The 24,405-nt window shown below is 35.1% G+C and carries 18 protein-coding genes, 1 tRNA gene and 1 riboswitch; of the genes, 12 read left to right on the top strand and 7 right to left on the bottom strand.

Annotated elements, in window-relative coordinates; all coding sequences use genetic code 11:
- Positions 1-130 precede the first annotated feature (130 nt).
- Positions 131-4,360, bottom strand: coding sequence for a CHAT domain-containing protein (locus FTRAC_RS05790; RefSeq protein WP_013453297.1), 4,230 nt, complete (start codon positions 4,358-4,360; stop codon positions 131-133).
- Positions 4,361-4,729: 369 nt separating this feature from the next.
- Between FTRAC_RS05790 and FTRAC_RS05785 the strand changes: the two genes are divergently transcribed.
- The 3 genes from FTRAC_RS05785 (at position 4,730) to FTRAC_RS05775 (ending at position 8,601) form a co-directional block, all read left to right on the top strand.
- Entirely contained in the window at positions 4,730-6,079 is a 1,350-nt protein-coding gene (locus FTRAC_RS05785) for an MATE family efflux transporter (protein WP_013453296.1), read from the top strand.
- A gap of 211 nt (positions 6,080-6,290) precedes the next feature.
- Positions 6,291-7,106: a sulfite exporter TauE/SafE family protein gene (locus FTRAC_RS05780; protein ID WP_013453295.1), complete on the top strand. Its 816-nt coding sequence runs from the start codon at positions 6,291-6,293 to the stop codon at positions 7,104-7,106.
- Positions 7,107-7,263: 157 nt separating this feature from the next.
- Positions 7,264-8,601: an MBL fold metallo-hydrolase gene (locus tag FTRAC_RS05775; protein ID WP_013453294.1), complete on the top strand. Its 1,338-nt coding sequence runs from the start codon at positions 7,264-7,266 to the stop codon at positions 8,599-8,601.
- 71 nt (positions 8,602-8,672) lie between these two features.
- Here FTRAC_RS05775 and FTRAC_RS05770 read toward each other — a convergent pair whose 3' ends face one another.
- Entirely contained in the window at positions 8,673-9,143 is a 471-nt protein-coding gene (locus tag FTRAC_RS05770) for a YehS family protein (protein ID WP_013453293.1), read from the bottom strand.
- 139 nt (positions 9,144-9,282) lie between these two features.
- The gene (gene sucD / locus FTRAC_RS05765; RefSeq protein ID WP_013453292.1) at positions 9,283-10,158 is read right to left on the bottom strand and encodes a succinate--CoA ligase subunit alpha; all 876 of its coding nucleotides are present in this window, start codon (positions 10,156-10,158) and stop codon (positions 9,283-9,285) included.
- A 246-nt stretch (positions 10,159-10,404) separates the two neighbouring features.
- On the opposite strand from sucD, the gene FTRAC_RS19565 reads away from it, so the two are divergent.
- The 8 genes from FTRAC_RS19565 to rimK all read left to right on the top strand — a co-directional run bounded on the left by FTRAC_RS19565 (position 10,405) and on the right by rimK (position 18,382).
- The gene (locus FTRAC_RS19565; RefSeq protein ID WP_221405919.1) at positions 10,405-10,563 is read left to right on the top strand and encodes a DUF2256 domain-containing protein; all 159 of its coding nucleotides are present in this window, start codon (positions 10,405-10,407) and stop codon (positions 10,561-10,563) included.
- A gap of 38 nt (positions 10,564-10,601) precedes the next feature.
- Complete coding sequence (locus FTRAC_RS05760; protein WP_013453290.1) at positions 10,602-12,095, top strand: bifunctional ADP-dependent NAD(P)H-hydrate dehydratase/NAD(P)H-hydrate epimerase; 1,494 nt, start codon at positions 10,602-10,604, stop codon at positions 12,093-12,095.
- Between the two features lie 58 nt (positions 12,096-12,153).
- The gene (locus FTRAC_RS05755; protein ID WP_013453289.1) at positions 12,154-12,522 is read left to right on the top strand and encodes a T9SS type A sorting domain-containing protein; all 369 of its coding nucleotides are present in this window, start codon (positions 12,154-12,156) and stop codon (positions 12,520-12,522) included.
- 99 nt (positions 12,523-12,621) lie between these two features.
- Positions 12,622-13,311 carry a lysoplasmalogenase gene (locus FTRAC_RS05750; RefSeq protein ID WP_013453288.1) on the top strand — a complete coding sequence of 230 codons (690 nt, stop codon included), beginning with the start codon at positions 12,622-12,624 and terminating at the stop codon, positions 13,309-13,311.
- Positions 13,312-13,446: 135 nt separating this feature from the next.
- Positions 13,447-13,540, top strand: a riboswitch (SAM riboswitch).
- 361 nt (positions 13,541-13,901) lie between these two features.
- A complete protein-coding gene (locus FTRAC_RS05745) occupies positions 13,902-15,230 on the top strand; it encodes an O-acetylhomoserine aminocarboxypropyltransferase/cysteine synthase family protein (protein ID WP_013453287.1) in 1,329 nt (442 codons plus the stop codon).
- Complete coding sequence (locus tag FTRAC_RS05740; RefSeq protein WP_013453286.1) at positions 15,205-16,233, top strand: homoserine O-acetyltransferase family protein; 1,029 nt, start codon at positions 15,205-15,207, stop codon at positions 16,231-16,233. The genes FTRAC_RS05745 and FTRAC_RS05740 overlap by 26 nt, the downstream gene beginning before the upstream one ends.
- Positions 16,220-17,419 (top strand): homoserine dehydrogenase, encoded by a 1,200-nt coding sequence (locus FTRAC_RS05735; RefSeq protein ID WP_013453285.1) that lies wholly within the window; start codon positions 16,220-16,222, stop codon positions 17,417-17,419. The genes FTRAC_RS05740 and FTRAC_RS05735 overlap by 14 nt, the downstream gene beginning before the upstream one ends.
- Before the next feature lie 51 nt (positions 17,420-17,470).
- Positions 17,471-18,382 carry a 30S ribosomal protein S6--L-glutamate ligase gene (rimK, locus tag FTRAC_RS05730; RefSeq protein ID WP_013453284.1) on the top strand — a complete coding sequence of 304 codons (912 nt, stop codon included), beginning with the start codon at positions 17,471-17,473 and terminating at the stop codon, positions 18,380-18,382.
- A 190-nt stretch (positions 18,383-18,572) separates the two neighbouring features.
- Here the strand turns inward: rimK and clpX are convergent, their stop codons facing one another.
- The 4 genes from clpX to FTRAC_RS05710 all read right to left on the bottom strand — a co-directional run bounded on the left by clpX (position 18,573) and on the right by FTRAC_RS05710 (position 22,074).
- Complete coding sequence (gene clpX, locus FTRAC_RS05725) at positions 18,573-19,811, bottom strand: ATP-dependent Clp protease ATP-binding subunit ClpX (RefSeq protein ID WP_013453283.1); 1,239 nt, start codon at positions 19,809-19,811, stop codon at positions 18,573-18,575.
- A gap of 1 nt (position 19,812) precedes the next feature.
- Positions 19,813-20,481: a ClpP family protease gene (locus tag FTRAC_RS05720; RefSeq protein ID WP_013453282.1), complete on the bottom strand. Its 669-nt coding sequence runs from the start codon at positions 20,479-20,481 to the stop codon at positions 19,813-19,815.
- 81 nt (positions 20,482-20,562) lie between these two features.
- Entirely contained in the window at positions 20,563-21,906 is a 1,344-nt protein-coding gene (tig, locus tag FTRAC_RS05715; RefSeq protein WP_013453281.1) for a trigger factor, read from the bottom strand.
- An 86-nt stretch (positions 21,907-21,992) separates the two neighbouring features.
- Positions 21,993-22,074: transfer RNA gene (locus FTRAC_RS05710), tRNA-Leu, on the bottom strand.
- 102 nt (positions 22,075-22,176) lie between these two features.
- On the opposite strand from FTRAC_RS05710, the gene FTRAC_RS05705 reads away from it, so the two are divergent.
- Positions 22,177-24,387 carry a RelA/SpoT family protein gene (locus FTRAC_RS05705; protein ID WP_013453280.1) on the top strand — a complete coding sequence of 737 codons (2,211 nt, stop codon included), beginning with the start codon at positions 22,177-22,179 and terminating at the stop codon, positions 24,385-24,387.
- The last annotated feature ends 18 nt before the right edge of the window (positions 24,388-24,405 follow it).

Raw genomic sequence — 24,405 nt, 5'->3', positions numbered from 1 at the left:
TCAATCCATCATTCAACACCAAACTTCTCACTTCTAAATCCCAACTGTTATATAGAGCTAGTTCCGGTCTGATCTTCGGTACTGACCTAGATCAAAACCTACAAACACAAATACCTTTACACTTCAACACTTAAATCCCGATCATTACAAATGCTCCCCAATAAATTGGATCTTTGTATTCATTTCGGATTTCTTTTTTGGCATCAATAAAGGCTTGTCTTTTATCTCCGGTTTCCAGCCATTTTTCATAGAATGAAACCATCAGTTTTTGAGTAGCTTCATCTGAAACTTTGAATAAACTCATAATAAGGGTTTTGGCACCTGCCACGAGGAACGATCTTTGCAAACCAAATACGCCTTCACCACCATGCACTTCACCTAAACCTGTTTCACAAGCCGAAAGCACTACTAAATCTGTTTGATCTAAATTCAGATTCATGGCTTCATATGCAGTTAAAATCCCAGGCTCAACATTGTAATTGTAGCGTGTTTTAGCTAGTAAATCTCCAGCTCCTTTTAACATTAAGCCAGTATTAAGCAGTGGGTTATCAGACATATCGCTACCTTGGACATTGGTTTGACTTGGTCTTCTGTCTTCCTTCTCAGTAAAAAAGCCGTGCGTTGCTATATGAAATACTTTAGGACTTTTGATTTCTTTAACGGTTTCTTCTGCAGCCGTTGTGTCTAGGAAATTGCTAGTTTTCCAGCCATATTGATTAAAGAGCGCAGTAAGTTCATTTATTTCTTTTTTAGTGCCTGGTAAATCACTGATTTGGGTTGCGCCTGACCTAAATTCACTAATGTAGTCTTTTCTTGAAGCCAAATAAAATTTAGGATCGCCAAATAGCAAGGCAGTTTTTTCTTCTTGATACTGTTTGGTGCTTATCTTGTTGATATACAAATCCTTTGTATTGCTTAGCAGTACAATATTCGAATTGTCGAGTAAATATTTACCATCTCCAATAGGGATTGCTTCCAAATTGATTTGATTATAAACTCCATCTGGCGATAAGTAAATTGTTTTGCTTTGACCAATTTTGTCCTCAATCGGTTTCCAGAAATTGTTGTAGGAGTAAGTATCTTCAATCCTATATTTAATGGCATTTCTATAGTTATTGAAATACTTTGATTCCATATCATTTCCATTTTCCATGACTACAAATTCCGGCTTACTACGCTTATCATTTTTAAGAATTAGCATAATATAAACAACAGAATCCGTAATGTAATGATCAAAATATCTAAACCTCACCATTTCTATAGCTACTTCATTTGGTTGCAATGTGTTTTTTATTTGCTCCCAAGTATAAGTCTTTGAGCTAATATCCTGACTGAATAATTCTGATTGTTGACTCAAGGATTTCTCAATTAGTTCAACGTTTCTTGATAATTCATTTAGGTCAATATTTTCAGCTTGCAATTGCTCACTGCTCATAGAAATAGCATTCGATAGCAATTCCTTTTTATCCAACCATTCGAAATACTGTGATTTTAGGGTGCTATCATTACTATTCAATATTCGCTCTCTCATTTTGATTGAGCTGCTCAAGAGCAAACCTTTAATTCTTAAGGCGTTGTTATAAACTGTTTCTATTAATTCGGGAAAACGGTCATTCATGCTTAAAGCAAGGGTATTAAAGTAGTCAAAATCATTTTTTATAGTATTCCAATATTTAGTTTTTTCTCTTTCACTCAATGCAGGGAAATATTCTTCAATATATTGAGTGTAATTTTCCATAACTTCTTCAATGTATTGTTTTGCTCTTCTTTGGTTTCCGTCCATATAATAGACTTTACTCAATCTTGAAGTGGCTTTTACATATTCAGGGTGTTTGTCGTTAAAAAATTTCTCATTGAGTTTCTGGCTGTCCTTATATTCACTTTCGGCATCATTCCAATTCCTTTGCTTATAATAGATATCACCTCGCAAAATATGAATGTCGGCTGCTTTGATATTATTTCTTCTCCCAGCTTTTTCTTTCCAAATGTCTTCAGATTGTTGTAAGAAACTAAATGCATCTTCAAGCTTATTTTGAGAGATGAAAAATCTAGCCATATCTTTTAATAAATCTGCATATAATGGGCTTTTGCTAGAAAATCTTTTGCTAATTGTATTTTTAGCTTCAAATAGAAGCTTTTCTATTTCTTGAGCATCCTCATTTCCTTTATAGAACATTACAATGGCTAACCTAGAAATTGAGGTGGCTACATCTACATGAGTTCTTCCAAACTGATTTTCAAGAATAGTGATTGCTCGCCTGTAAAATTCTTCCGATTTTTCGTAGTCACCTATCGTTTCATATAATTCCCCAAGTAAGAGTATGGCAGGAGCGTTTTTAGTGGATTGTTCGCCAAATATTCTTTCAGAAATTTCTAACGCTCTTCTAGCATATTCCTCGGTTTGTGTATAATCGCCTTTAATCAGCTGTAGTTTTCCAAAATCCACAAGTGGTATAATGATCTTCCTGCTGTCATTGCCAAAAAGCTCCACATTTCTTTTGATGGATTGGTTAAGAATTTCTTCTGTTTCACCATATTTACCCACTTTTAAATAAACAGAAGCCAGTTCTTGGGATGCTATCAATGGATTATATTCTGCACTTGGGATGGATTGTTTAAATAAATCCTGAGATAATTCTAAGGCATCTTCTGCTTCATCAAAGAAGCCCTGTATGGATAATAGTTTTGCATAGGTTTCTAATGCCATGATGTAATAAATGACAGTCTTGTCATTATCAAAATTTTCTAAAATGCTTAAGGCTTCTTTTACATTGCCCTCAGCTTTTTCGTATTCTCCAATTTTGATTTGTAGATCAGCTATTAGGTTTAATTCTTTACCAAAATCTATATCTCGGTTATCATATTTTTGTCTTGTGACTAATAGTGCCTCATCTAGAATGGATGAAGCTTTCTTATAATCATCATCAATTTGATAAGTAGTAGCTAAATGGTTTAAGAGATTTACATATCGATAATGTTTGTTGCTTATTTGATGCTCGACTTTCCCAAAAAATTCAGAGTTGTATATTTCAACCGCCTCATTAAATTTATCAGTAAAATCTACCCAGTGGTGAGCTAAGTCTAATCTGCTCAGTGCAGTTGTGACGCTAGTGTCACCATATAATTTGCTTTTTATTTTTATGATTTCACCAATGTATCGTTCTGAGTTTTGAAATTGATTTTTAGCCCCAGCAACTTTAACCAAAGTGTTTAAAAGGTCAATTCTTATGGGGTGATCAGCTGGTAACAGGTTTTTATCTTCTGATAATTTAGCGGCTGCTTTTTCTACTTTTTTGATATCTCCTTTCCTCAGGTTTGATTCAAATGAGATGGTTGCTAGCTTAACAAAATGGGAGCTATTTTTTTCAAAGTTCGATTTCAATATTTTTTCTAAATCTTTATAAAAGGCTAAGGCTTTATTAATATTGTTTTCGTTAATAGTATTGATAATTAGTTTCTCTAAGTACTTTAGTGTATTCGGATGGTTTTGTCCATTGGCTGAGATTGAATAAACATATGCATCACTATAATAGCTGAATGGCAGGTCTCGTGTTCCATTTTCCTCCAACATTTGGGCGAAGAGGAATAAATGATTTGCGTAATATTTATTGCGCCTGTTGAGTTTGTCCTTGATCCAATTCTCACCAGTAGAAAATGCTGAGTCAGCTCGTCTGATTTCTCCTTTATGCCTCAAGACATTGCTTTTTAAAGTAATAAGTCTTGCTGCATCTTCATATCTTCGCTCTAATTCATTTTTGTCAAGTTTTTTGTCTTTTTCTAAGGTTCTTTGCAAATAAAAACTTTCCTCTTCATTTATAAGTCTTAAGGCACTATTGTAGTCCCCAATTGCAATTAGGATTTCAGCTTTCCTTAGTTTAAGGTCTGCCATATAGATTTCATCTATGTTTGATGCATCGCTGAATATTGCTATGGCTTTATTCAAATAGTAATCAGCTTTCACATAATTGCCATAATTCATCATGTTTTGTGCTGCATCAATCAAGTTGATTCCGTGGCTAATGGTGTTTTCTCCATTTAGTTTTTCACTGATTGCAATAGCACCTTCATGGAGTTGGTAATAGTTATTAAATTGTCCTAAAGCCCAGTTGTATTTAGCTCTCTTTAAATTTGCCACAGCCACAAACCGGTTTTCAGCACCAAATTTTTTGGTGCTTTTTTTAATGAGTTTATCCGTGAATTTTATTGCCTTATCGTAATTCCCCTTTCCAAAATGCTTCTCAGCTTTTTCAACATACTTATTGAATTTCTTGATATTTTGCGCATTCAAATTGGACTGACCTATTGCAAATAAAAGGGAAACAAAAAATACTAAACCCAATATCTTTCTTACAGCTTTCATCAATTAAATTATTACAATTTTATATGAGATAAAGATAATGAAAAAAATTGAGTTGATTAATTTATTTACAAAAGTTTATATATGCTTTTATCCAAAATGTGAGGTTAGATTGGTGAGAATGGCCGTATTAATCAGTTTCTTGTTTTTGAATTCATTTTTGTTTCAAAGGTCAATTAAATAATGATAATTATCTTCCCTTCATTTTAATAATTAGTTTTGCAGTGTTACGTAAATCGTAGTGATAAAAAATTCTTTTGAAGAACTCTGAATAGTGTATGCAAAAGCTATTTTAATGGCATATATCTATAAAAAGCATAGAATTAATTAGTCTCAGCACATTATGGTTGCAATTAAAATCAAATAAAGCAAATGAAAACAACTGATTTCCGGGAACATTTTAAGCGTAATTATCAACTAGCTTATCCAGTTGTTTTAAGTCAGTTGGGGCATGTTTTAGTCGGAACTGCGGATTCTGTTATGGTTGGGAGAGTAGGGACTGAGGAATTGGCAGCTGTTTCTGTTGCCAATGCAGTGTTTAGTGTGGCCATGATGTTCGGAATTGGAGTTTCATTTGGTTTAACACCGCTTATAGCTCAATCGGATGGGGAAGGAAATCAAAGGGCTGGAATGCGGTTTTTAAAGCATAGTTTTGTTATAAATGTCTTATTTGGCATATTGCTTTTTGGTATCCTTCTGTTTGGAGGGTATATATTGGATATTTTAAATCAACCTAAGGATGTAGTGGCACTTGCTAAACCTTATTTAGCAATCGTTGGTTTCTCCCTTTTGCCTTTTATGGTTTTTCAAACCTTCAAACAGTTTGCGGAAGGTTTATCATTAACCAAACAGGCTATGTACATTACATTAAGTGCCAATGTTATTAATATTCTGCTTAATTATGTTTTGATTTTCGGGAAGTTAGGGTTTGAGCCTATGGGATTGGTCGGTGCTGGTTGGGCAACCTTGATCTCCAGAATAATCATGGCAGTGGCAATGGTGCTATTTGTAAAGTACTTCAAAGTATTTGCTGTTTATTGGAATTATTTTAAAGTCACTGTTTGGAATTCCGCTACTTTCAAAAGACTACTCAATTTAGGGGTTCCAACGGGGTTCCAGTACATATTTGAGGTAGGAGCTTTCGCTTCGGCAGCCATCATGATCGGATGGATGGGAGCTGTTCCATTAGCTTCTCATCAGGTTGCTATGAATTTAGCTTCCATTAGTTATATGATGGCAACTGGTATCTCTGCTGCGGCCACCGTTAGAGTTGGCAATCAGTTAGGTCAAAGAGACATTCCTACGATGAGAATTGCAGCTTTCACATGCTTTTTGATGGCTATATTTTTCATGGCATTTACAGGCTTAGTCTTCATGGTTTTCAATCATCTCTTACCAACTTTTTATACCTCTGACCCAGCAGTTATAAGTATTGCAGCATCTTTGTTGATTATCGCAGCCCTATTTCAATTGTCTGATGGGATTCAGGTGGTTGGTTTAGGCGCATTAAGAGGGATGGGAGATGTGAAATTACCAACATTAGTGACTTTCATGGCCTATTGGGTGATCGGATTGCCGTGCGGCTATTTATTGGCTTTTATTTTAGATTTCGGTGAGCAAGGCGTTTGGTATGGATTATTGATTGGGCTAAGTGTAACAGCTGTTATACTTTTTATCCGTTTCAATAATAAGTCTAAAAAATTAATGGCAGAATTAGCTTAGAAATGTCTTAATTTATGTTGTTAGGTTTTATAAGTTGAAAATAAGGCCAAGGAATTTACAGCTATATTTTTGAGAATGTCCATTTAAATATGAAGTCAATTCAAAACATTAAAAGGATAACTTTTATCATACTTCTTGGCTTTTGCAGTAACATTTGTTACGCCTTTAGGATTGGGAACGCTCTACTTTTGTCAAAAAATTGATTTATATTATGACATTGATAGAGATAATAGGATTTATAAGTGCGGCCATTATAGGCATTTCATTAGGACTAATAGGAGGTGGAGGTTCCATTCTTACTGTTCCGGTTTTGGTATATCTTTTAGGTATTAGTCCTGTTACCGCAACGGCTTATTCTTTATTTATTGTAGGATTTAGTTCTCTTGTTGGAGGGTTGAGTTATGCAAAGAAAGGATTGGTAAATTATAAAACAGGTATTGTTTTCACCATTCCAGCTTTCATCTCAGTATATCTTACTCGATTGCTTTTGGTTCCGGCTCTACCAGAAACATGGTTTGTAGTTGGTGGACTTGAAATCACTAAATCTATTGGGATTATGGTGATTTTTGCAGTCCTCATGATTGCTGCTTCCTATTCTATGATAAAGGATAAAAAAGCTTTGAAGAAAGAACTTAAGGAGGTTAAAGGCTCTAAGAAGTTTAATTATCCATTAATTATAGTTGAAGGAGTAGTTGTTGGGGCTTTAACTGGTTTAGTGGGTGCAGGAGGAGGTTTTTTAATTATTCCTGCATTAGTTGTTCTTGCTAAATTACCGATGAAAGAAGCGGTTGGAACCTCACTCTTGATCATTGCAGCAAAATCCTTGATCGGTTTTATTGGTGATATTCAATCAGGTGGCGATATTGATTGGATGTTCTTAACTATTTTCACAGCAATTGCCGGTGCAGGAATCTTTATTGGAACTTATCTTTCCAATCTGATTGATGGTCAGAAATTGAAAAAAGGATTTGGTTGGTTTGTACTAATAATGGGCTCGGTAATGATCTATAAAGAACTGTTTGCTTAATTAAGTTAAGGGAAATTATAATGAGAAGGGCACTAGACCCTTTTTTATTTAAATCTAAATCAACTTGCTAATATTTAGCTTTTTTCTGTAACCATTGTTACTATCCTAAACTGTTTCTTTTCGTAAATTATGTAATAGAAGTTAAAAGGAAACAACTATGCATATTAAACATTTTTATGATCATGCTTTGGCTCAAGGCTCCTTTGCTATTGAAAGTAACGGAAAAGTAGCTTTAGTTGATCCATCTAGAGATATACAACCCTATATTGATTTTGCTAAACAGCACGATGCCGATATTATTGCTGTTTTTGAAACGCATCCACATGCTGATTTTATTAGTAGCCACTTAGAGATTCAAGAGAAATTTGGAGCAAAAATATATGTGAACGAGAAAGTAGGCGTAAGCTATGATTTCAAACATATCGGACATGGAGATGAAGTGAAAGTGGGTAAAGTAACTTTTAGAGCTCTTTTTACGCCAGGTCATTCACCCGATCATAATTCTTATTTATTATTGGATGAAAATGGAAATGAGAAAGCGGTATTCACTGGGGACTCTTTATTTGTTGGAGATGTAGGAAGACCGGATTTAAGAGAAGGTGCAGGAAATATTCAAGTAAGCAGAAAAGAGTTGGCTGGAATGATGTATGATACCGTAAACGGTGTTTTTTCCGAGTTGGCTGACGATACTATAGTTTATCCTGCACATGGTCCTGGTTCATTATGTGGTAAAAATATGAGCAACGACTTAAGTAGTACGATTTCCAATGAGAAAGCGAATAACTGGGCATTTCAAATACAGGAAAAGGATAAGTTTGTTAATGCCTTCTTAGAAGGCCAATCGTTCATTCCTAAATATTTCCCAAACAGTGTAGAGGTCAATAGAAAAGGTGCAAAGTACTTGGAAGATGCTGTTAAAAATGCAGATAAAAAAGAAGGTATTGAAATACCTCAAGGCTCCATTATTATTGACACCAGGGATAAGCATGAGTTTAAGAAAGGACATTTAAAAGGAGCTATCAATATTCAAAATAAGGAAGCTGATAAGTTCGAGACTTGGTTAGGCTCTATAGTCGGGCCAAGTGAGAAATATTATTTGGTAGCTGAAAATCAGCAAGACTTGGAATTTGCAATTTACAGAGTGGCTAAAATTGGCTATGAATCGAATTTGGTAGCTGGAGTTATTAACCCAAAAGGTGAAATAGTGACAGATCCTTTAATTAATATAGATGATTTTAAGAATAATCCTGATGCTTACACAATTATTGATATTAGAAATGAATCAGAGGTAGCAGATGGTAAATTCTTTGATTCAGCTAAAAATATACCTTTGCCAGAATTAAGGGAAAGAGCAGCAGAAGTGGATATCCAAAAGCCAGTAGTGGTACATTGCGCAGGAGGGTATCGTTCCTCTGCAGGCTTTAGTATAATCAAAAGCTTATTACCTAATGCAAAAGTGTATGATTTAAGTGATGCAGTAGATGATTTTAAGTAAATAGTGGTTTAGTGTTTTTTTAGATTGATTAATGAGAAGAGGTGGGCGTTTGGTTCACCTTTTTTGTTTAATTAGGATTTTTTATGATCCCTGAATTTTATTTGTAAACCGTTTAGAAAATTCCTCAAATATTGATCTAAAAATGGGCGATATTGAGATTGTTTTGGGTTTCTAAGAAATGCTGTGACCTCATGTGGGCTAATAGGTTTACCGGCTAGTTTAAAAAGCTCTGTTATATCTTCCGTTTTTAATTTAAGGGCGATTTTAAGCTTTTTAAGAATAGTGTTATTATCTAGGATCTTTTCGGGCTTAGGTTGTTCACCTTCTCTTTTTCCTCTTTTCTCGTTTATTAAGCCATTTAGAAATATAGCCAATTGATCATCATGAATTTCTTTGAACTCTGCATGCTCATCGTTTTTTAGCCAATCCGTTATCAATGATCTGGTTACCTTATAATCTGCACTCGCAAAAATGGCAATCATCTGATCATCACTATAATTAAAAGTGTAGCGGATTCGTTTTATGATGTCATTATTGGTCATACTCTATTGCATTGTTGTGCTAAAAATAAAAAAGACTGTTCCAAAACTTATATGTACACTGTATGAAAGTATATCTCAAATTTTGAAACAGTCTCTAAGTATATGATTCTTCTAGGATTTTGAATCTAGACTCTATATTCTATTTAGATAATGCTTTTTTCATAGTTTCTCCTATATCAGCTGGAGACTGAACTACATAAATACCACATTCGTCCATGATTTTCATTTTGGCTTCTGCTGTATCGTCTTTTCCACCAATGATAGCACCGGCATGTCCCATTCTTCTTCCAGCTGGGGCAGTTTTACCAGCGATAAATCCAACTACAGGTTTTTTATTGCCATTTTCTTTTATCCACCGAGCAGCTTCCGCTTCATAATTTCCACCAATTTCACCTATCATGACGATAGCCTCAGTTTCATCATCTTCCATTAGCATTTTTACTGCCTCTTTGGTAGGAGTTCCAATGATTGGATCACCACCAATACCAATTGCAGTAGAAATACCTAAACCAGCTTTTACGATTTGGTCAGCAGCTTCATAAGTTAAAGTTCCTGATTTAGAAACAATACCAATTTTACCTTTCTTGAAAACGAAACCTGGCATGATACCCACTTTAGCCTCACCTGGAGTAATAACCCCTGGGCAATTCGGTCCAATTAAAGTTAAATCTTTATCCTGAATATAAGTTTTTGCTTTCATCATATCTTTCACAGGAATTCCTTCTGTGATAGTAATGATAACTTTGATTCCTGCATCGGCAGCCTCCATAATGGCGTCTGCAGCAAACGCAGGTGGAACAAAAATGATGGATACATTTGCACCAGCTTCTTTAACAGCATCTTCAACAGTATTAAAAACGGGTCTGTCTAAATGTTTTTGACCTCCTTTTCCAGGAGTTACACCACCTACTACATTGGTGCCGTATTCTATCATTTGCTCAGCATGGAATGTTCCTTCTGAACCTGTGAAACCTTGTACAATTACTTTAGAATCTTTATTTACTAAAACGCTCATTATGCTCTGTTTAAAGTTTTTGCAAAAATAGAAGAAAAGGCTTCATTCACAAAGTAATTTCGTGCTTGTTTCCGAATTAGTTACAGATTGATAATCAATTTCGTTTTGTTAAGACATACTTCCTTCATTAATTGGTGACGGGGACAGGCTAAGTCTTGAAAAAGCTTAATCAAACTAAATTGAAAAAATTCAATAAACAATCTTTAGATTCATTGTTTTAATAATATTGTAGAGCTAGGTTTTGTTATGTCAAAAATGCTTAAAAAAAGTGAGCTGCCTTCTAAGCTTTGCCCCGTTTGCAAAAGACCATTTAGCTGGAGGAGAAAATGGAAAAAGGATTGGCAGAATGTTAAGTATTGTAGCCACAAATGCAGTAAGTTGGCGAAAAGTAATACCTATACCTAAATTCTGGTAATTAAAACCAATTTCCTTATCTTACTTTCATGAAGATTCTTAATGTCAAACAAATTCGGGAAGCAGACCAATATACTATCAAAAATGAGCCTATAGCCAGCATTGATTTAATGGAAAGAGCTAGTAGAGAAGTGGTGAATTGGATTTGTGAAAAGTTTATTAATGAACATGAGATAATCATTTTAGCTGGTTCTGGGAATAATGGTGGAGATGGATTGGCTATTGCTAGACTACTTTCACATCATGGGTATAAAGTAAGTGTAGTTTTAGTCATGGGTGAATCTGGGTCAGAAGATTTCGAACAAAACTTAACTAAATTGAAATCAATTCAGGAGGTTGAAATATTAGGAGATTTTGATCTCTCAAAATCTGCAGATAAAACCATTTTCATTGATGCAATCTTCGGTTCAGGACTTTCTCGTCCAATTACTGGCGAAATTGCCACATTTGTAGATAAAGTAAATTCTGCATACGGAATTAAATTAGCAGTGGATATACCTTCTGGAGTTTTTGCTGATGAGCCTAGTTCTGGAGAGACAATTTTTAAAGCTGATTATACACTTAGTTTTCAAGTGCCAAAACTTGCATTCATGATTGCTGAAAATCAAGAATTTATTGGTGAATTTGAAATTCTAGACATTGGACTTTCATCTGAATTCATAAGTAATTGTATAAGCAAGTATTCGATTTTCGAGTTAAATGAGGAGGATAAAAAGCTTTTTAAAGTGGAAAGTATTGCCCATAAAGGGATCAGAGGTAGGACAGCTATAATAGCAGGAGGACATGCTAAAATGGGGGCAGCAATTTTAGCAGCAAAGGGTACACTGCATTCGGGAATTGGCTTATTATCAGTTCAATCCTGTCCGCATTGTATCAATATCATTCAGAATCAAATTCCTGAGGCTTTGATATTGGAAGACGAAAATGAATATGTTTTAGGAAGCTTCTTAAATTATGAAAAGCAGGATTCTTTAGTATTTGGCCCTGCTGTTGGTTTTGCCAATAAGACAAAAATGCTTTTGGAAGAAGTATTAAAGAATTATAGAGGGCAACTAATTTTAGATGCAGATGCTATTACCATTTTAGCTGAAAACAGAGAATTATTACAGCTTTTGCCTAAGGGAACCATCTTAACTCCTCATCATGGAGAGTTTAAAAGGTTAGTTGGAAATTATTCTAATAATTTTGAGGCATTGGTGCAACTAAAGTCCTTTTGTAAGCATCATAAGGTTGTAGTCGGTTTAAAAGGGAAACATACTGCTGTTTGTAATGAAAAAGGAGAAGTGAGTTTCAATGTTACTGGAAATTCAGGGATGGCAAAAGGAGGTAGTGGAGATTTATTATGTGGAATAATAGCTGGAATTTCGCCAAGAGTAAAAAATCCTTTTAAAGTGGTAAAGTTGGCAGTATATTTGCATGGAGTTGCTGGGGATATAAGTCTTAAAGAGTATGGTGAGAATTATATGACACCATCTACCATGATCAATAATCTAAGCAAGGCTTTTAGAACCGTAGAAAAGTAGCAAAAGTAGTAAAAATAGTAAAAACTTTAACCGAACATTGTACGTATAGAATCCAAGAATGAGAAACGCTGTATCCATATTGACTATTTTTTTCTTTATGCTTACTCAAATGAGTGGAGTAATGGCTAATAGTGCAGACAAAGAAATTGTGGCTAAGGACATTAAAGTAGCTGAAATACTGGATAAAGCAGATGTTTACCCTAATCCAGCTGAAGATCACATCTTTTTAAAGATTAGTGATATAAAGTCGGTTTCAAATATTAAATTAGAGGTAATGAGCATCATCGGTACAAAGATGAAAGTTACTCATGAAAAAATAGATTCAGGTCTCTACAAAATAGACTTATCAAATATACCTGCAGGTCATTATTACCTTTTGCTTACTGTTGATTCTGAAAAGTCTTTAAAGAAATTTCTGAAAAAGTAATTAGAATTATTAATCCCTTGCATTTGCAAGTCAGTTACTTTCGCAATATTCCCTTTTTTTATCGGCCAATATTAACTACTTTTCGATAAACGGAATAAAATGAATCTCAAATTATATTTTTATTGGATCGTGGCTATAGTTGAAATTATAGCTTTGACGTTCGAAATTGATATTCTTCATCAAATTGCTAAGCCTCTGTTGATGATTTCGCTTCTTATTTACTTTTGGGACAAATCAGATAAATTAAAAAATGAAAAATGGGTGAGCTATGTCACTTTAGCATTGGCATTTAGCTGGATTGGCGATATAATGTTGCTTTTCACTTTTAAACATTTTATGTTCTTTTTTGCTGGATTAAGTGCGTTCTTGATTGCACATGTTGTGTTTATCTTAGCGTATAAAAAAGCGACTTATAAAGATAAGTTGAAGATCAAATGGTCAGTATTTCCTTTTGTCGTTTTGGCTTATATTCTTCTTATGGCTTATTTAACCTTGCCTTATGTTGATAGTGTCATTCAAGTTCCTTTGGTTATTTATGGAATTGTCTTGTGTCTAATGATCTTGGCTGCTTGGTATAGGAAGGGACAAACTACAGATGAGAGTTTTCAGTTGGTAGTGTTAGGAGCCGCCTTATTTATAATTTCGGATTCTATATTAGCCATTAATAGATTCTCTCATACCATTCCATTTTCTGGTGTTGCCATCATGAGTACCTACATTGTTGCGCAATGGTTAATAGTTAATGGTTTACTGCAGCATAAAAAGAAAAAGGAAAAAGAAGCCATATAATTAAGCGGTGATGTACGTTTATTTGATATAATATTCTGTTTAAAAAATAATTTCAATATATATAACTTTTATTTGCTTTTTGGTTTGTTAAAATCAAAAAGGTTTTTCTACATTTGAGGTGTTATTTCGGTAATCAATTTATAACGAAGAGGTGAGAGACAGGCTCGTTGACCCTCTGGCAACCTGAATCAAGGTGCCAAATCCTGCCCGATTTTGGGAAATATAAATTAATAATTATGAACAACATACATTTCTTCGGTTTTAGCGAGCTCGTCAAGTCAGCCAACTCGGCTAAGAATTCAAAATCAACAAAAAGAGCTTCTAAGCTTAATCCTATTATTTCCATTGCATACATGCGAATGTGTATGTGCTGTTGTTGTTAATCAACAACTCAATTCTATTTGGATTTATTTCGATAATCTAAAGGGAAAATTACACCCTTTTCAGTTTTAATATTCCTTTCGAATTAATTTTAATCCACTAAAAATCAATTGTTTAATAAAATTTAGTGATTCAATCAGATAACCTGAATGGCTCACAATTACTTAAATATTCATTCTAAAAATATATTCATCTTAAATTTTAAAAATATGTCAACTACACAAAAATTCGAAACTTTACAATTACACGCTGGCCAGGAAATTGACCCAACTACCAACTCACGAGCAGTTCCAATTTATCAAACGACCAGTTATGCCTTTAATAACTCAGAACATGGAGCAAACTTATTTGGCTTGAAGGAGTTCGGCAATATCTATTCACGTATCATGAACCCAACCAATGATGTTTTTGAAAAAAGAATTGCTGCATTAGAAGGTGGTGTTGCGGCAGTTTCCGTTGCTTCAGGTCAGGCTGCTCAGTTTATTGCCCTCAATAATATTTTGGAAGCAGGAGATAATTTCATCTCAACGAAGTATTTATATGGCGGAACGTACAATCAATTCAAGGTTTCATTTAAGCGATTAGGCATTGAGGTCAAGTTTGCTCCAGATGAAGAAGTAGAATCTTATGAAGCTTTGATAGACGAAAATACCAAAGCCATTTATTTAGAAACCATTGGAAACCCAACCTTCAACATTCCGGATTTTGAAGCTATTTCAGCTTTAGCCAAAAAATATGATCTTCCATTAATTGTAGACAATACTTTTGGAGCTGGTGGTTATTTATTCAGACCTATTGAGCATGGAGCTAATATTGTAGTAGAATCAGCTACAAAGTGGATTGGTGGGCATGGAACATCCGTTGGTGGAGTAATTACTGATGCTGGTAATTACAATTGGGGCAATGGTAAATTCCCCCAGTTTTCTGAGCCTTCAGAAGGTTATCATGGGTTGAATTTTTGGGAAACTTTTGGTGAGGGCAATCCATTGGGACTACCTAATATAGCTTATGCTATCAGAGCTAGAGTTGAAGGCTTGAGAGATTTTGGCCCAGCTTTAAGTCCATTTAATAGCTTCTTGTTGCTCCAAGGTTTGGAGACACTATCATTGAGGGTACAAAGAACAGTCGATAATGCTTTGAAATTAGCCTATTGGTTAGAGAAACATCCATTAGTTGAAAAAGTGAACTACCCAGGATTGGAAAGTAGTAAGTATTATCAGTTGGCTAAAAAATATTTGCATAATGGGTATGGCGGAGTTTTGTCTTTTACGCTTAAAGGAGATAAAGAAGAAACCAAAGCCTTTGTGGATAATTTGAAATTGGTAAGCCATTTAGCAAATGTTGGGGATGCTAAGACTTTGATTATTCAGCCTTCTGCAACCACTCATCAGCAATTATCGGATGAAGAGCAATTGTCAGCAGGTATCTCTCCTAATTTATTGAGAGTATCGGTTGGCATTGAGCACATTGATGATATCATTGCAGATTTTACTCAGTCTTTTCAAAAAATCCATGAGGAATCTTATGCCACAGCATAATTTATCAAAGAATTTTCAATTAGAAAGTGGGCAGACTTTGAAAGGAGCTTCTCTTTATTATGAAGTTTTAGGTGAAATTTCTGATGATAGGGAAGTGATTTGGGTTTGCCACGCTTTTACAGGAAGTGCCACCGTGAAGGACTGGTGGGCTTCCCTTTTCCTTGAAAATGGTGGGTTCATAGATTTAGAAAAGCATACTGTTATTTGTGCTAATATGCTTGGTTCCTGTTATGGAAGCACTGGGCCTGATTCACTAAACCCAGAAACCAATACAGTCTATGGAGATTCATTTCCTAATTTACAAAATAGGGATGTGGTGAAAGCTTTTATTGATTTAAGAGAAGCACTCCGAATTTACAAAATTGATTATTTGATTGGTGGTTCTTTAGGTGGCCAGCAAGCTTTAGAATGGTCTGTTTTAGAGCCGGAAGTGATTCAAAAACAGATTTTAGTAGCTTCCAATGCCAATCATTCTCCTTGGGGAATTGCCTTTAATGAATTGCAAAGGCAAGCTATTGAGTTAGGAGAAAATGGAAAGGAGGAGGAAAAGCAAAAAGCACTTTCTTTAGCACGTAGTATAGCCATGTTAAGTTATAGGGGTTATCATGATTTTGAGGCAAATCAAAATGGAAAAATAGAGCAAGGGGACTGGAAAGTTGCCTCTTATTTAAAATATCAGGGTAAAAAATTCAATGGGAGGTTTAGTATTAATAGTTATAAAGTGCTTTCCAAAATGATGGATGCACATAATATAGCAGAAAACAAAGGAGATGATTTGAAAGAAGTTTTAGGATCAATTAAAACCAAAACTTTATGTATAGGAATCGATTCTGACAATCTTTTTCCGGTGGAGGAACAAAAATTTATGAGTGACAATATTCCTTCTGCAAAACTGGAAATCATTAAGTCTAGTAAAGGACATGATGCATTTTTAATTGAAGGGAATTTGATATCACAGTTCATCGAAAAACATTTAATCAACACTTTATATGAAGAAATTTAAAGCAGGCTTATTCGGACTGGGAGTTGTAGGCTCAGGAGTTTATAAGGCATTACAGCAAAATGAAAAATACGGGATTTCAATTGAAAAAATATCCGTTAAAAATATTAATAAAAATAGAGAATTAGAATTACCCAATGGAATCCTTACCAATCAGGCAGATGAAATTCTAAATAATACTGATTTAGATATCATTATAGAATTAATCAATGATCCTGAAGAAGCTTTTAACATTGTAAAAAAGGCTTTTGAAAAAGGGAAATCTGTAGTGAGTGCTAATAAAAAGATGGTAGCACTTTATCATAAGGAAATTCTGGAATTGCGTGAAAAGCATCAGGTTAAGTTCTTTTATGAAGGAGCCGTTTGCGGAAGTGTCCCTATTTTAAGATTACTCGATCAGCACTTCAATTCGGATCATGTAAAGTCGATTAAAGCCATTGCAAATGGGACTTGTAATTTCATTCTATCTAAAATGGTAAGTGAAAATCAGGGCTATGAAGATGCATTGAAAGAGGCTCAAGCGTTGGGTTTTGCGGAATTGGACCCGTATTCTGATGTAAGCGGAGAAGACACTCGCTTTAAATTATCCATTATGATTTATCATGCTTTTGGAGTATTTGTACATCCAAACGAAATCCCATTGCAGGGAATAAATTATTTAGATGAATACATAAAAGACTTTGCTCAGAAACATCATTTAAAAATAAAATTGATTGGAGAGGCGCAAGAAGTAGCGGGTGAAATCACTGCTAAAGTAGAACCACAACTGGTAAATGAGAGCCATGATTTCTATAATATTGAAAATGAATATAATGGAATACTGGTAGATGCAGAATATACAGGGGAGCAGTTTGTAAAAGGGAAAGGAGCTGGTAGTTTTCCAACCGCTCTAGCTGTTTTATCAAATTTAAAAGATTCAAGATATAATTTGTCAATTGCTAAAATATTGAAGAAACACGACAAGAGCTATTCAAATAGTTCTGCGGAGGATATTTATTTTATAGCTGGTTTTGATAATAGTCTCCCTATTCAAGGCTTAGATGTTTTACATAAAGAGGAAGGTTATAGGATAGCGAAAAGCCAATTTCAACAACTGGAAGAATTGAAAAAGGATAATCCGAATTTATATTGGGTTCAGCTTTCAGAAAATATTTTTAAAGAAATAGTAAATCAAGAAGCATTGGTTTAGGGATACCATCTTTTTTAGTTTACTTTGGCTTTATAAAAATAAACATCCGAGATGAAAATTGCAGTTCTGTCAAGAAACCCGAATTTATATTCCACCAGGAGATTAATTGAAGCCATAGAGCAGAAAGGCCATCAGGCACTTCGACTTGACCACATGCATTGTGATATTATTATGGACGAGGCTGGACCATCTATTTATTATCATGGTGAAAAATTAGAGCAAATTGATGCTATTATTCCCAGAATTGGGGCTTCGGTTACTTTTTATGGGACTGCTGTGGTACGTCAGTTTGAAATGATGAAAACTTTTAGTGCTGTTGATTCCTTAGCGATTACCAGATCAAGAGATAAATTAAGAAGTCTTCAGATTTTATCACGTTCTGGTCTGGCTATGCCCCGTACTGCTTTTACCAATCGATCTGAGAATGCAGGGGAATATATTTTAGAACATTTGGGTAAAGCGCCTGTAGTCTTGAAATTGTTGGAAGGAACTCAAGGGTTAGGAGTTGTCTTAGCGGAGACTAGAAAAGCAGCCGTTTCCGTTATTGAGGCTTTTGAAGGTTTGAAAGCCAGAATTATTATGCAGGAATTTATAAAAGAGGCTGGTGGTGCTGATATAAGGGTTTTTGTGGTAGATGGTGAGGTAGTAGGCGCCATGAAACGTCAAGGTAAAGAAGGAGAATTTCGTTCGAATTTACATAGAGGTGGTTCTGCAAATGTTATCAAATTAAGCCGTGCGGAAAAAGCGGCTGCCTTAAAAGCTGCTAAAGCAATGGGCTTGGCTATAGCTGGTGTTGACATGTTACAATCTTCCCGAGGGCCATTAATTTTGGAAGTGAATTCTTCACCAGGTTTGGAAGGCATTGAAAAAGCTACTGGAAAAGATATTGCTCAAAAAATTGTGGAATATTTAGAGAAAGGATTGGATAAAAAAAGATTGCCAAAAGATAAGGTTAAAGCGTGATATGAGATGTTGGATTCTAGAATCTAGAATCTAGACGGAGCTATTATTCTCTTATTTAAGCTTGGTTTCGGTCTATCACATACCTCTAGAATTTTAAAAATAGTCGTAAAAAAAAAGGAAATTTATCATTTGACAAATTTCCTTTTTTTGGTCTAGAATCTAATGTCTAGGTTCTAGTATCTAGATTCTATCAAGCTACTCTCAGGTTTTTATATTTCGATTTCTCGAATTTAGAAGCAGCATATTTTTCATCAATGATCAATTCAGTTCCAGATGACTCCCCATCAAATTCGAACATGGCATCTGTCATGATTACTTCACAAATAGATCTTAAGCCTCTTGCCCCTAATTTGAATTCCACTGCTTTTTGAACAATATAGTCTAAAGCAGAATCTTCAATTACTAAGTTAATGCCTTCCATATCAAACAATTTGTTGTATTGTTTGACCAAAGCATTTTTAGGCTCAGTTAGGATTAATTTTAAAGTGTCTTTACTTAGTGGATCCAAATGAGTTAAGACTGGTAATCTTCCAATTAATTCAGGAATCAAGCCAAAATTTTTCAAATCCTGAGCTGTGATGTATTGCAGAAGGTTTTCCTTATCAATTTCTTCTTCTTTGGTATCTGCCTTAGCAAACCCTAAAGGAGTAGTGTTTAATCGGGAAGCAATGCTTCTGCTGATCCCATCAAAAGCTCCTCCGCAAATGAAAAGGATATTTTCAGTATCCACATTGATCATTTTCTGATCAGGATGCTTTCTTCCTCCTTGAGGCGGAACATTCACCGAAGTACCTTCCAATAATTTCAACATGGCTTGCTGAACGCCTTCACCACTCACATCTCTTGTAATGGATGGATTGTCCGATTTACGAGCAATTTTATCTATCTCGTCTATGTAAACTATACCCCTTTGGGCAGCTTCCACATTATAATCAGCGGATTGTAATAATCTGGTCAGAATACTTTCGACATCTTCACCTACATAACCTGCTTCAGTTAAAACAGTAGCATCAGCAATACAAAATGGAACCTGTAAAATCCTAGCTAAAGTTTTAGCTAGGTAAGTTTTACCAGTACCCGTTTCTCCTACCATGATAATATTTGATTTCTCAATCGTAACATCATCTTTAGTAGACTTTTGCATCAATCTTTTGTAATGATTGTATACGGCAACTGACATGACCTTTTTGGCTTCATCCTGTCCGACAACATATTGATCCAAATGAGTTTTCATTTCAATTGGACGAATCAAGTTGAATTTCGGGTCTTTAGATGAAGATTTTGTTTTAACCTCCTCTTGCAGAATTTGCTGAGCTTGAGCTATACATTTATCGCAAATGTGCGCATGTATACCCGAGATCATCAAATCAACATCTTTTTTGTTGCGTCCACAAAAGGAACAGGTTACTTGTGTTTTGTCTTCTGCCATACTATTTTCTCACTAATACTTCGTCAATCAATCCATATTCCTTGGCTTCTGATGCTCTCATCCAGAAGTCCCTGTCAGAATCTTTTTCTACTTGCTTATAAGTTTTTCCGCTATGCTTGGAGAGGATATTATATAAATCTTCCTTAACGGATAATGTTTGCTTCAAGGAAATTTCCATGTCAGACGCTTGTCCTTGCATTCCACTCATAGGTTGGTGAATCATGATTCTTGCATGAGGTAATGCGGATCTTTTCTTTTCCGCTCCACCTGCCAATAATACAGCTCCCATACTTGCAGCCAATCCTGTACAGATTGTTCCTACATCAGGAGAGATGTAATGCATAGTATCATAGATGCCTAAACCGGCATAAACTGAACCTCCTGGGCTATTAATGTAAAGACTAATGTCTTTTTTAGCATCTACTGATTGCAAGAATAATAATTGAGCGGTAATCACATTGGCAATATTATCATCCACTTGCATTCCCAAGAAGATAATTCTATCCATGATTAAACGGGAAAAAACATCGATTTCCCTGAAATTGGTGGGGCGTTCTTCAATTACAGCTCTGGTCATATTTTCTACCTGCTGCACATATGAATCCACCATACTACCTGATAAACCTTCGCCTTTAACGGCAAATTTCCTAAATTCCTCTTTATTAATCATTTAAGTATTTTGTTATAAGTACAAATTTAAAAAAAAAGTCCTTCTTTAAAAGGACTTTTCAATTAACGGTAAAAATAGCTTTTAGTTCTTATCTACAGCCTTTTTAAAGCCGTCTAAATCAACTTTCTTTTCTTTGATTGTAATTTTGTCCTTAATAAAGTCCAAAACTCTTTTGTTAAGCATCTCTTCATAGACTTTGCGGTAGTTTTCTCCGTTTTCGCCTTGAAGATAATTTTGAGCGAAACTATCCATATTTTCGCCTAATTGATCTGCCATTCCGTATGCACCAAATTGCTCAGCAATCATTTTTTTGGTGTAATCCATCACGTCAGTATGCTCAACTTTGATATCGTCCTGATTTGCGTCAGCAATTTTGTTTTTGATCAAGTTCCAACGTAAATCTTTTGTATATAGATCGTACTCCTTATCAATTTGCTCTTGGGTAACTTTACCTTCATTGCTTAACAATAACCAGTTCTTCAAAAACTCATCTGGTAAATCAAATTTGGTTTTGTCTACCAAACTATCTACTAAGTCTCTGTTTAAAAGATTTTCAGTTTCTCTATCGTAGTTTTCTGCGATAGTTTCTTTAACCTTTTTTTCAAATTCCTCTCTAGTTTTTACTGCATCTTTTCCGAATACTTTATCGAACAATTCCTGATTAATTTCAGCTGGCTTAGTTCTTTTGATATCAGATACACTCAAAATATATTCGCCAGAAGCTGCTTCAGCATCCGTTTCATTCTGTCCTAACAATCTTGATTTCGCTTCCGCAGATTTGAAGGTTTTTTCGATATCAAATTTTACTTCATCACCTTTCTTAACTCCTACGAATTGTTTTTGCGCCTTTTTCTCAGCATCTTCTATTGGAAGAACAACTTTCTCCTGAACTTCTCCATCAGCAGTGCTTAATTTACCTTCTAAAGTATCTTCAGATTTACTTTCCTCTACGGATTCAGTGTCACCATGTTGTTTGGTTAAGTTGTCCATGGTTTCTTTCATTACCTTGTCGGTAACTTCAATGCTGTGTTTCTCCACTTTGAATTTGTCATCCAGTGGAATTTTAAATTCATCAACCAATCCAAGAGTGTATTCGAATTCAAAATCTTTTTGGTTATCCCAATCAATTTTAGCAGCATCTTCCTGATTAGGAATTGGCTCACCCAAAATCCTCAAATCATTTTCTTTTATGTAATCAGTTAATGATTTTGACAACAAGCTGTTGATTTCTTCAACCAAAACGCTCTTCCCATATAATTTCTTTATGTAGGAAGCAGGCACTTTTCCAGGACGAAAACCTTTAATATTAGCATTTTTCCTGTACTCTTTGATTTTTTGTTCAACATTAGGTTGATAATCAGCTTCATTTAATATAATTTTAATAGAAGCATTAGTGTTGTCCTTTTTGTTGAGTGTAATGTCCAAAACAATTAAATTTTATAGTGTTATCAATATACAAAAAAACCCTTCACTCCCGTATTACTTTACTGGAACTAAGGGTTTGAGTAGTGTGCGGATGAAGGGACTCGAACCCCCATGCCGTGAGGCGCTAGATCCTAAGTCTAGTGCGTCTACCAATTTCGCCACATCCGCATTCATTAATTTGAAGGGCAAAGGTACGGAAAAATATTTTTGCTGCAAGTCGCAGAAATGTTTTTTTATTGGTTATTTTGAATTTTAGTTTTTAAAGCATTTATGCAAAATATAGATTTAGAAGAAGAACGTAAAGTCATCCTTAGAGAGTATCGGAAATTGCTAAGGAAATCCAAGCCATTTTTGAAAGATGGCGATGCCAAGCTGATAAAGAAAGCCTTTACTACCTCTATGGAAGCCCATAAGGAAATGAGGCGAAAATCTGGAGAGCCTTATATTCTTCACCCAATAGCAGTTGCCACTATTTGTGTAGAAGAAATAGGCTTGGGTACAACTTCCATTATTTCAGCCTTATTGCATGATGTGGTAGAGGATACGGACTGGGAATTAGAAGATATTGAAAGAGAGTTTGGTCCTAAAGTAGCGCCTATCATAGATGGCTTGACTAAAATTTCTGGAGTATTTGAATATGGTACTTCTCAGCAAGCAGAGAATTTTAGAAAAATGCTGCTGACCCTTTCAAAAGACGTAAGGGTGATTTTAATTAAGTTGGCTGACCGACTGCACAATATGAGGACCTTGGAAAGCATGCCGAGAAATAAGCAGCTCAAGATAGCTTCTGAAACCATTTTCCTCTATGCACCATTAGCCCATCGCTTAGGGCTCTATGCAATCAAGTCTGAGTTAGAAGACCTACACTTAAAGTATACTGAATCAGAAGTTTACAGAGATATTGCCAATAAGATCAATAATACAAAAGCAGCCAGAAAGCGCTTTATCAACAATTTCATCTCTCCAATTGAAGGTGAATTGGATAAATTAAAATGGAATTACTATATAAAAGGAAGACCAAAATCAATTTATTCGATATGGAGTAAAATGAAAAAACAGAATATACCTTTTGAACAGGTGTATGATTTATTTGCTATTAGAATTATCATCGAAGCTCCAGACGAACATGAAAAAGCAGCATGTTGGGAAGTGTATTCCATAGTTACTGATTTCTACAAGCCTAACCCTGATAGACTCCGTGATTGGATATCAACTCCTAAAGCCAATGGTTATGAGTCCTTGCACACCACGGTTATGAGTGATAATGGAAGTTGGGTAGAAGTGCAAATCAGGACAAGCAGAATGGATGAAATAGCGGAAAAAGGCTACGCTGCACATTGGAAATATAAAGATTATTATACCAAGCCAGAGGAAACTAGACTTGAGCAATGGATTGCAAGGGTTAGAGAAATGTTAGAGTCCAATGATACAAATGCGATAGAATTTCTAGATGATTTCAGGTCTAATTTATTTTCTGATGAGGTATTTGTTTTTACTCCTAAAGGAGAATTAAAAACTTTGCCGAATGGTGCCACGGCTTTGGACTTCGCTTTTGATATCCATACAGAAGTTGGGGCGAAATGCCTTGGTGCAAAAGTAAATAATAAACTAGTGCCGCTAAATTATGAGCTCAAAAATGGAGATCAGGTGGAAATTCTGACTTCCAATAAGCAAAAGCCAAGTGAAGATTGGTTACGATTTGTGGTCAGCTCAAAAGCTAAATCCAAAATAAAGGATGTATTAAAAGAGGATAAAAAATATGCAGCGGTAGAAGGCAAAGAAATTGTCTACAGGAAACTAAAGCAAATGAAGATTACGCCTTCTGATGAGGTAATCAATAAAATCAGAGCGTATTTTGAAGAAAAAACTCCACTTGATTTATACTACGGGATCGCAACTGGTAAACACGACCCTAAAAATATCAAGAAATTTCAGGATGAAGTGCTGGAAGGTCCGCAGAAAAATACTAAGCGAATTAGGTCATCTGCAGATGCTAAATCTTTTGAGCAGGAATTGAAAAAAGCCAAAGGAGAAGATATGCTCTTGATAGGAGAGGATATGGATGTAGTGGATTATGTTATAGCGGCTTGTTGTAATCCGATTCCTGGAGACGAGGTATTCGGTTTTGTTACGGTTAATGAAGGGATTAAAATTCACAGAACTTCTTGCCCTAATGCACCTGAATTACTTTCAAACCATGGTAACAGAGTGATTAAAGCTAGATGGACTTCTCAGCAGGAAATTGCTTTTCTGGCTGGATTGCAAATTATTGGAACCGATAGGGTAGGACTAATCAGTGATGTAACACAAATTATATCCAGTGAATTGGAGGTAAATATGCAATCGATTTCCGTTGATACCAAAGATGGAATTTTTGAAGGAAAAATTCACCTTTTTGTACAGAATACTAAGCATTTAGAGCAATTAATAGAAAAATTGAAAGCCGTTCGTGGGATAGTGAAGGTGAACCGCTACGATTAATTGTAGATTTCCTATATT

The sequence above is a fragment of the Marivirga tractuosa DSM 4126 genome, assembly GCF_000183425.1.
In the GTDB taxonomy this organism is placed as follows: Bacteria; Bacteroidota; Bacteroidia; order Cytophagales; family Cyclobacteriaceae; genus Marivirga; species Marivirga tractuosa.
This window is presented reverse-complemented; position numbering and strand designations above follow the sequence as displayed.

Coding starts and splice junctions, on each gene's coding strand:
- FTRAC_RS05790 (WP_013453297.1), bottom strand. CDS start 4,360: ATGAAAGCTGTAAGAAAGATATTGGGTTTAGTATTTTTTGTTTCCCTT.
- FTRAC_RS05785 (WP_013453296.1), top strand. CDS start 4,730: ATGAAAACAACTGATTTCCGGGAACATTTTAAGCGTAATTATCAACTA.
- FTRAC_RS05780 (WP_013453295.1), top strand. CDS start 6,291: ATGACATTGATAGAGATAATAGGATTTATAAGTGCGGCCATTATAGGC.
- FTRAC_RS05775 (WP_013453294.1), top strand. CDS start 7,264: ATGCATATTAAACATTTTTATGATCATGCTTTGGCTCAAGGCTCCTTT.
- FTRAC_RS05770 (WP_013453293.1), bottom strand. CDS start 9,143: ATGACCAATAATGACATCATAAAACGAATCCGCTACACTTTTAATTAT.
- sucD (WP_013453292.1), bottom strand. CDS start 10,158: ATGAGCGTTTTAGTAAATAAAGATTCTAAAGTAATTGTACAAGGTTTC.
- FTRAC_RS19565 (WP_221405919.1), top strand. CDS start 10,405: ATGTCAAAAATGCTTAAAAAAAGTGAGCTGCCTTCTAAGCTTTGCCCC.
- FTRAC_RS05760 (WP_013453290.1), top strand. CDS start 10,602: ATGAAGATTCTTAATGTCAAACAAATTCGGGAAGCAGACCAATATACT.
- FTRAC_RS05755 (WP_013453289.1), top strand. CDS start 12,154: ATGAGAAACGCTGTATCCATATTGACTATTTTTTTCTTTATGCTTACT.
- FTRAC_RS05750 (WP_013453288.1), top strand. CDS start 12,622: ATGAATCTCAAATTATATTTTTATTGGATCGTGGCTATAGTTGAAATT.
- FTRAC_RS05745 (WP_013453287.1), top strand. CDS start 13,902: ATGTCAACTACACAAAAATTCGAAACTTTACAATTACACGCTGGCCAG.
- FTRAC_RS05740 (WP_013453286.1), top strand. CDS start 15,205: ATGAGGAATCTTATGCCACAGCATAATTTATCAAAGAATTTTCAATTA.
- FTRAC_RS05735 (WP_013453285.1), top strand. CDS start 16,220: ATGAAGAAATTTAAAGCAGGCTTATTCGGACTGGGAGTTGTAGGCTCA.
- rimK (WP_013453284.1), top strand. CDS start 17,471: ATGAAAATTGCAGTTCTGTCAAGAAACCCGAATTTATATTCCACCAGG.
- clpX (WP_013453283.1), bottom strand. CDS start 19,811: ATGGCAGAAGACAAAACACAAGTAACCTGTTCCTTTTGTGGACGCAAC.
- FTRAC_RS05720 (WP_013453282.1), bottom strand. CDS start 20,481: ATGATTAATAAAGAGGAATTTAGGAAATTTGCCGTTAAAGGCGAAGGT.
- FTRAC_RS05705 (WP_013453280.1), top strand. CDS start 22,177: ATGCAAAATATAGATTTAGAAGAAGAACGTAAAGTCATCCTTAGAGAG.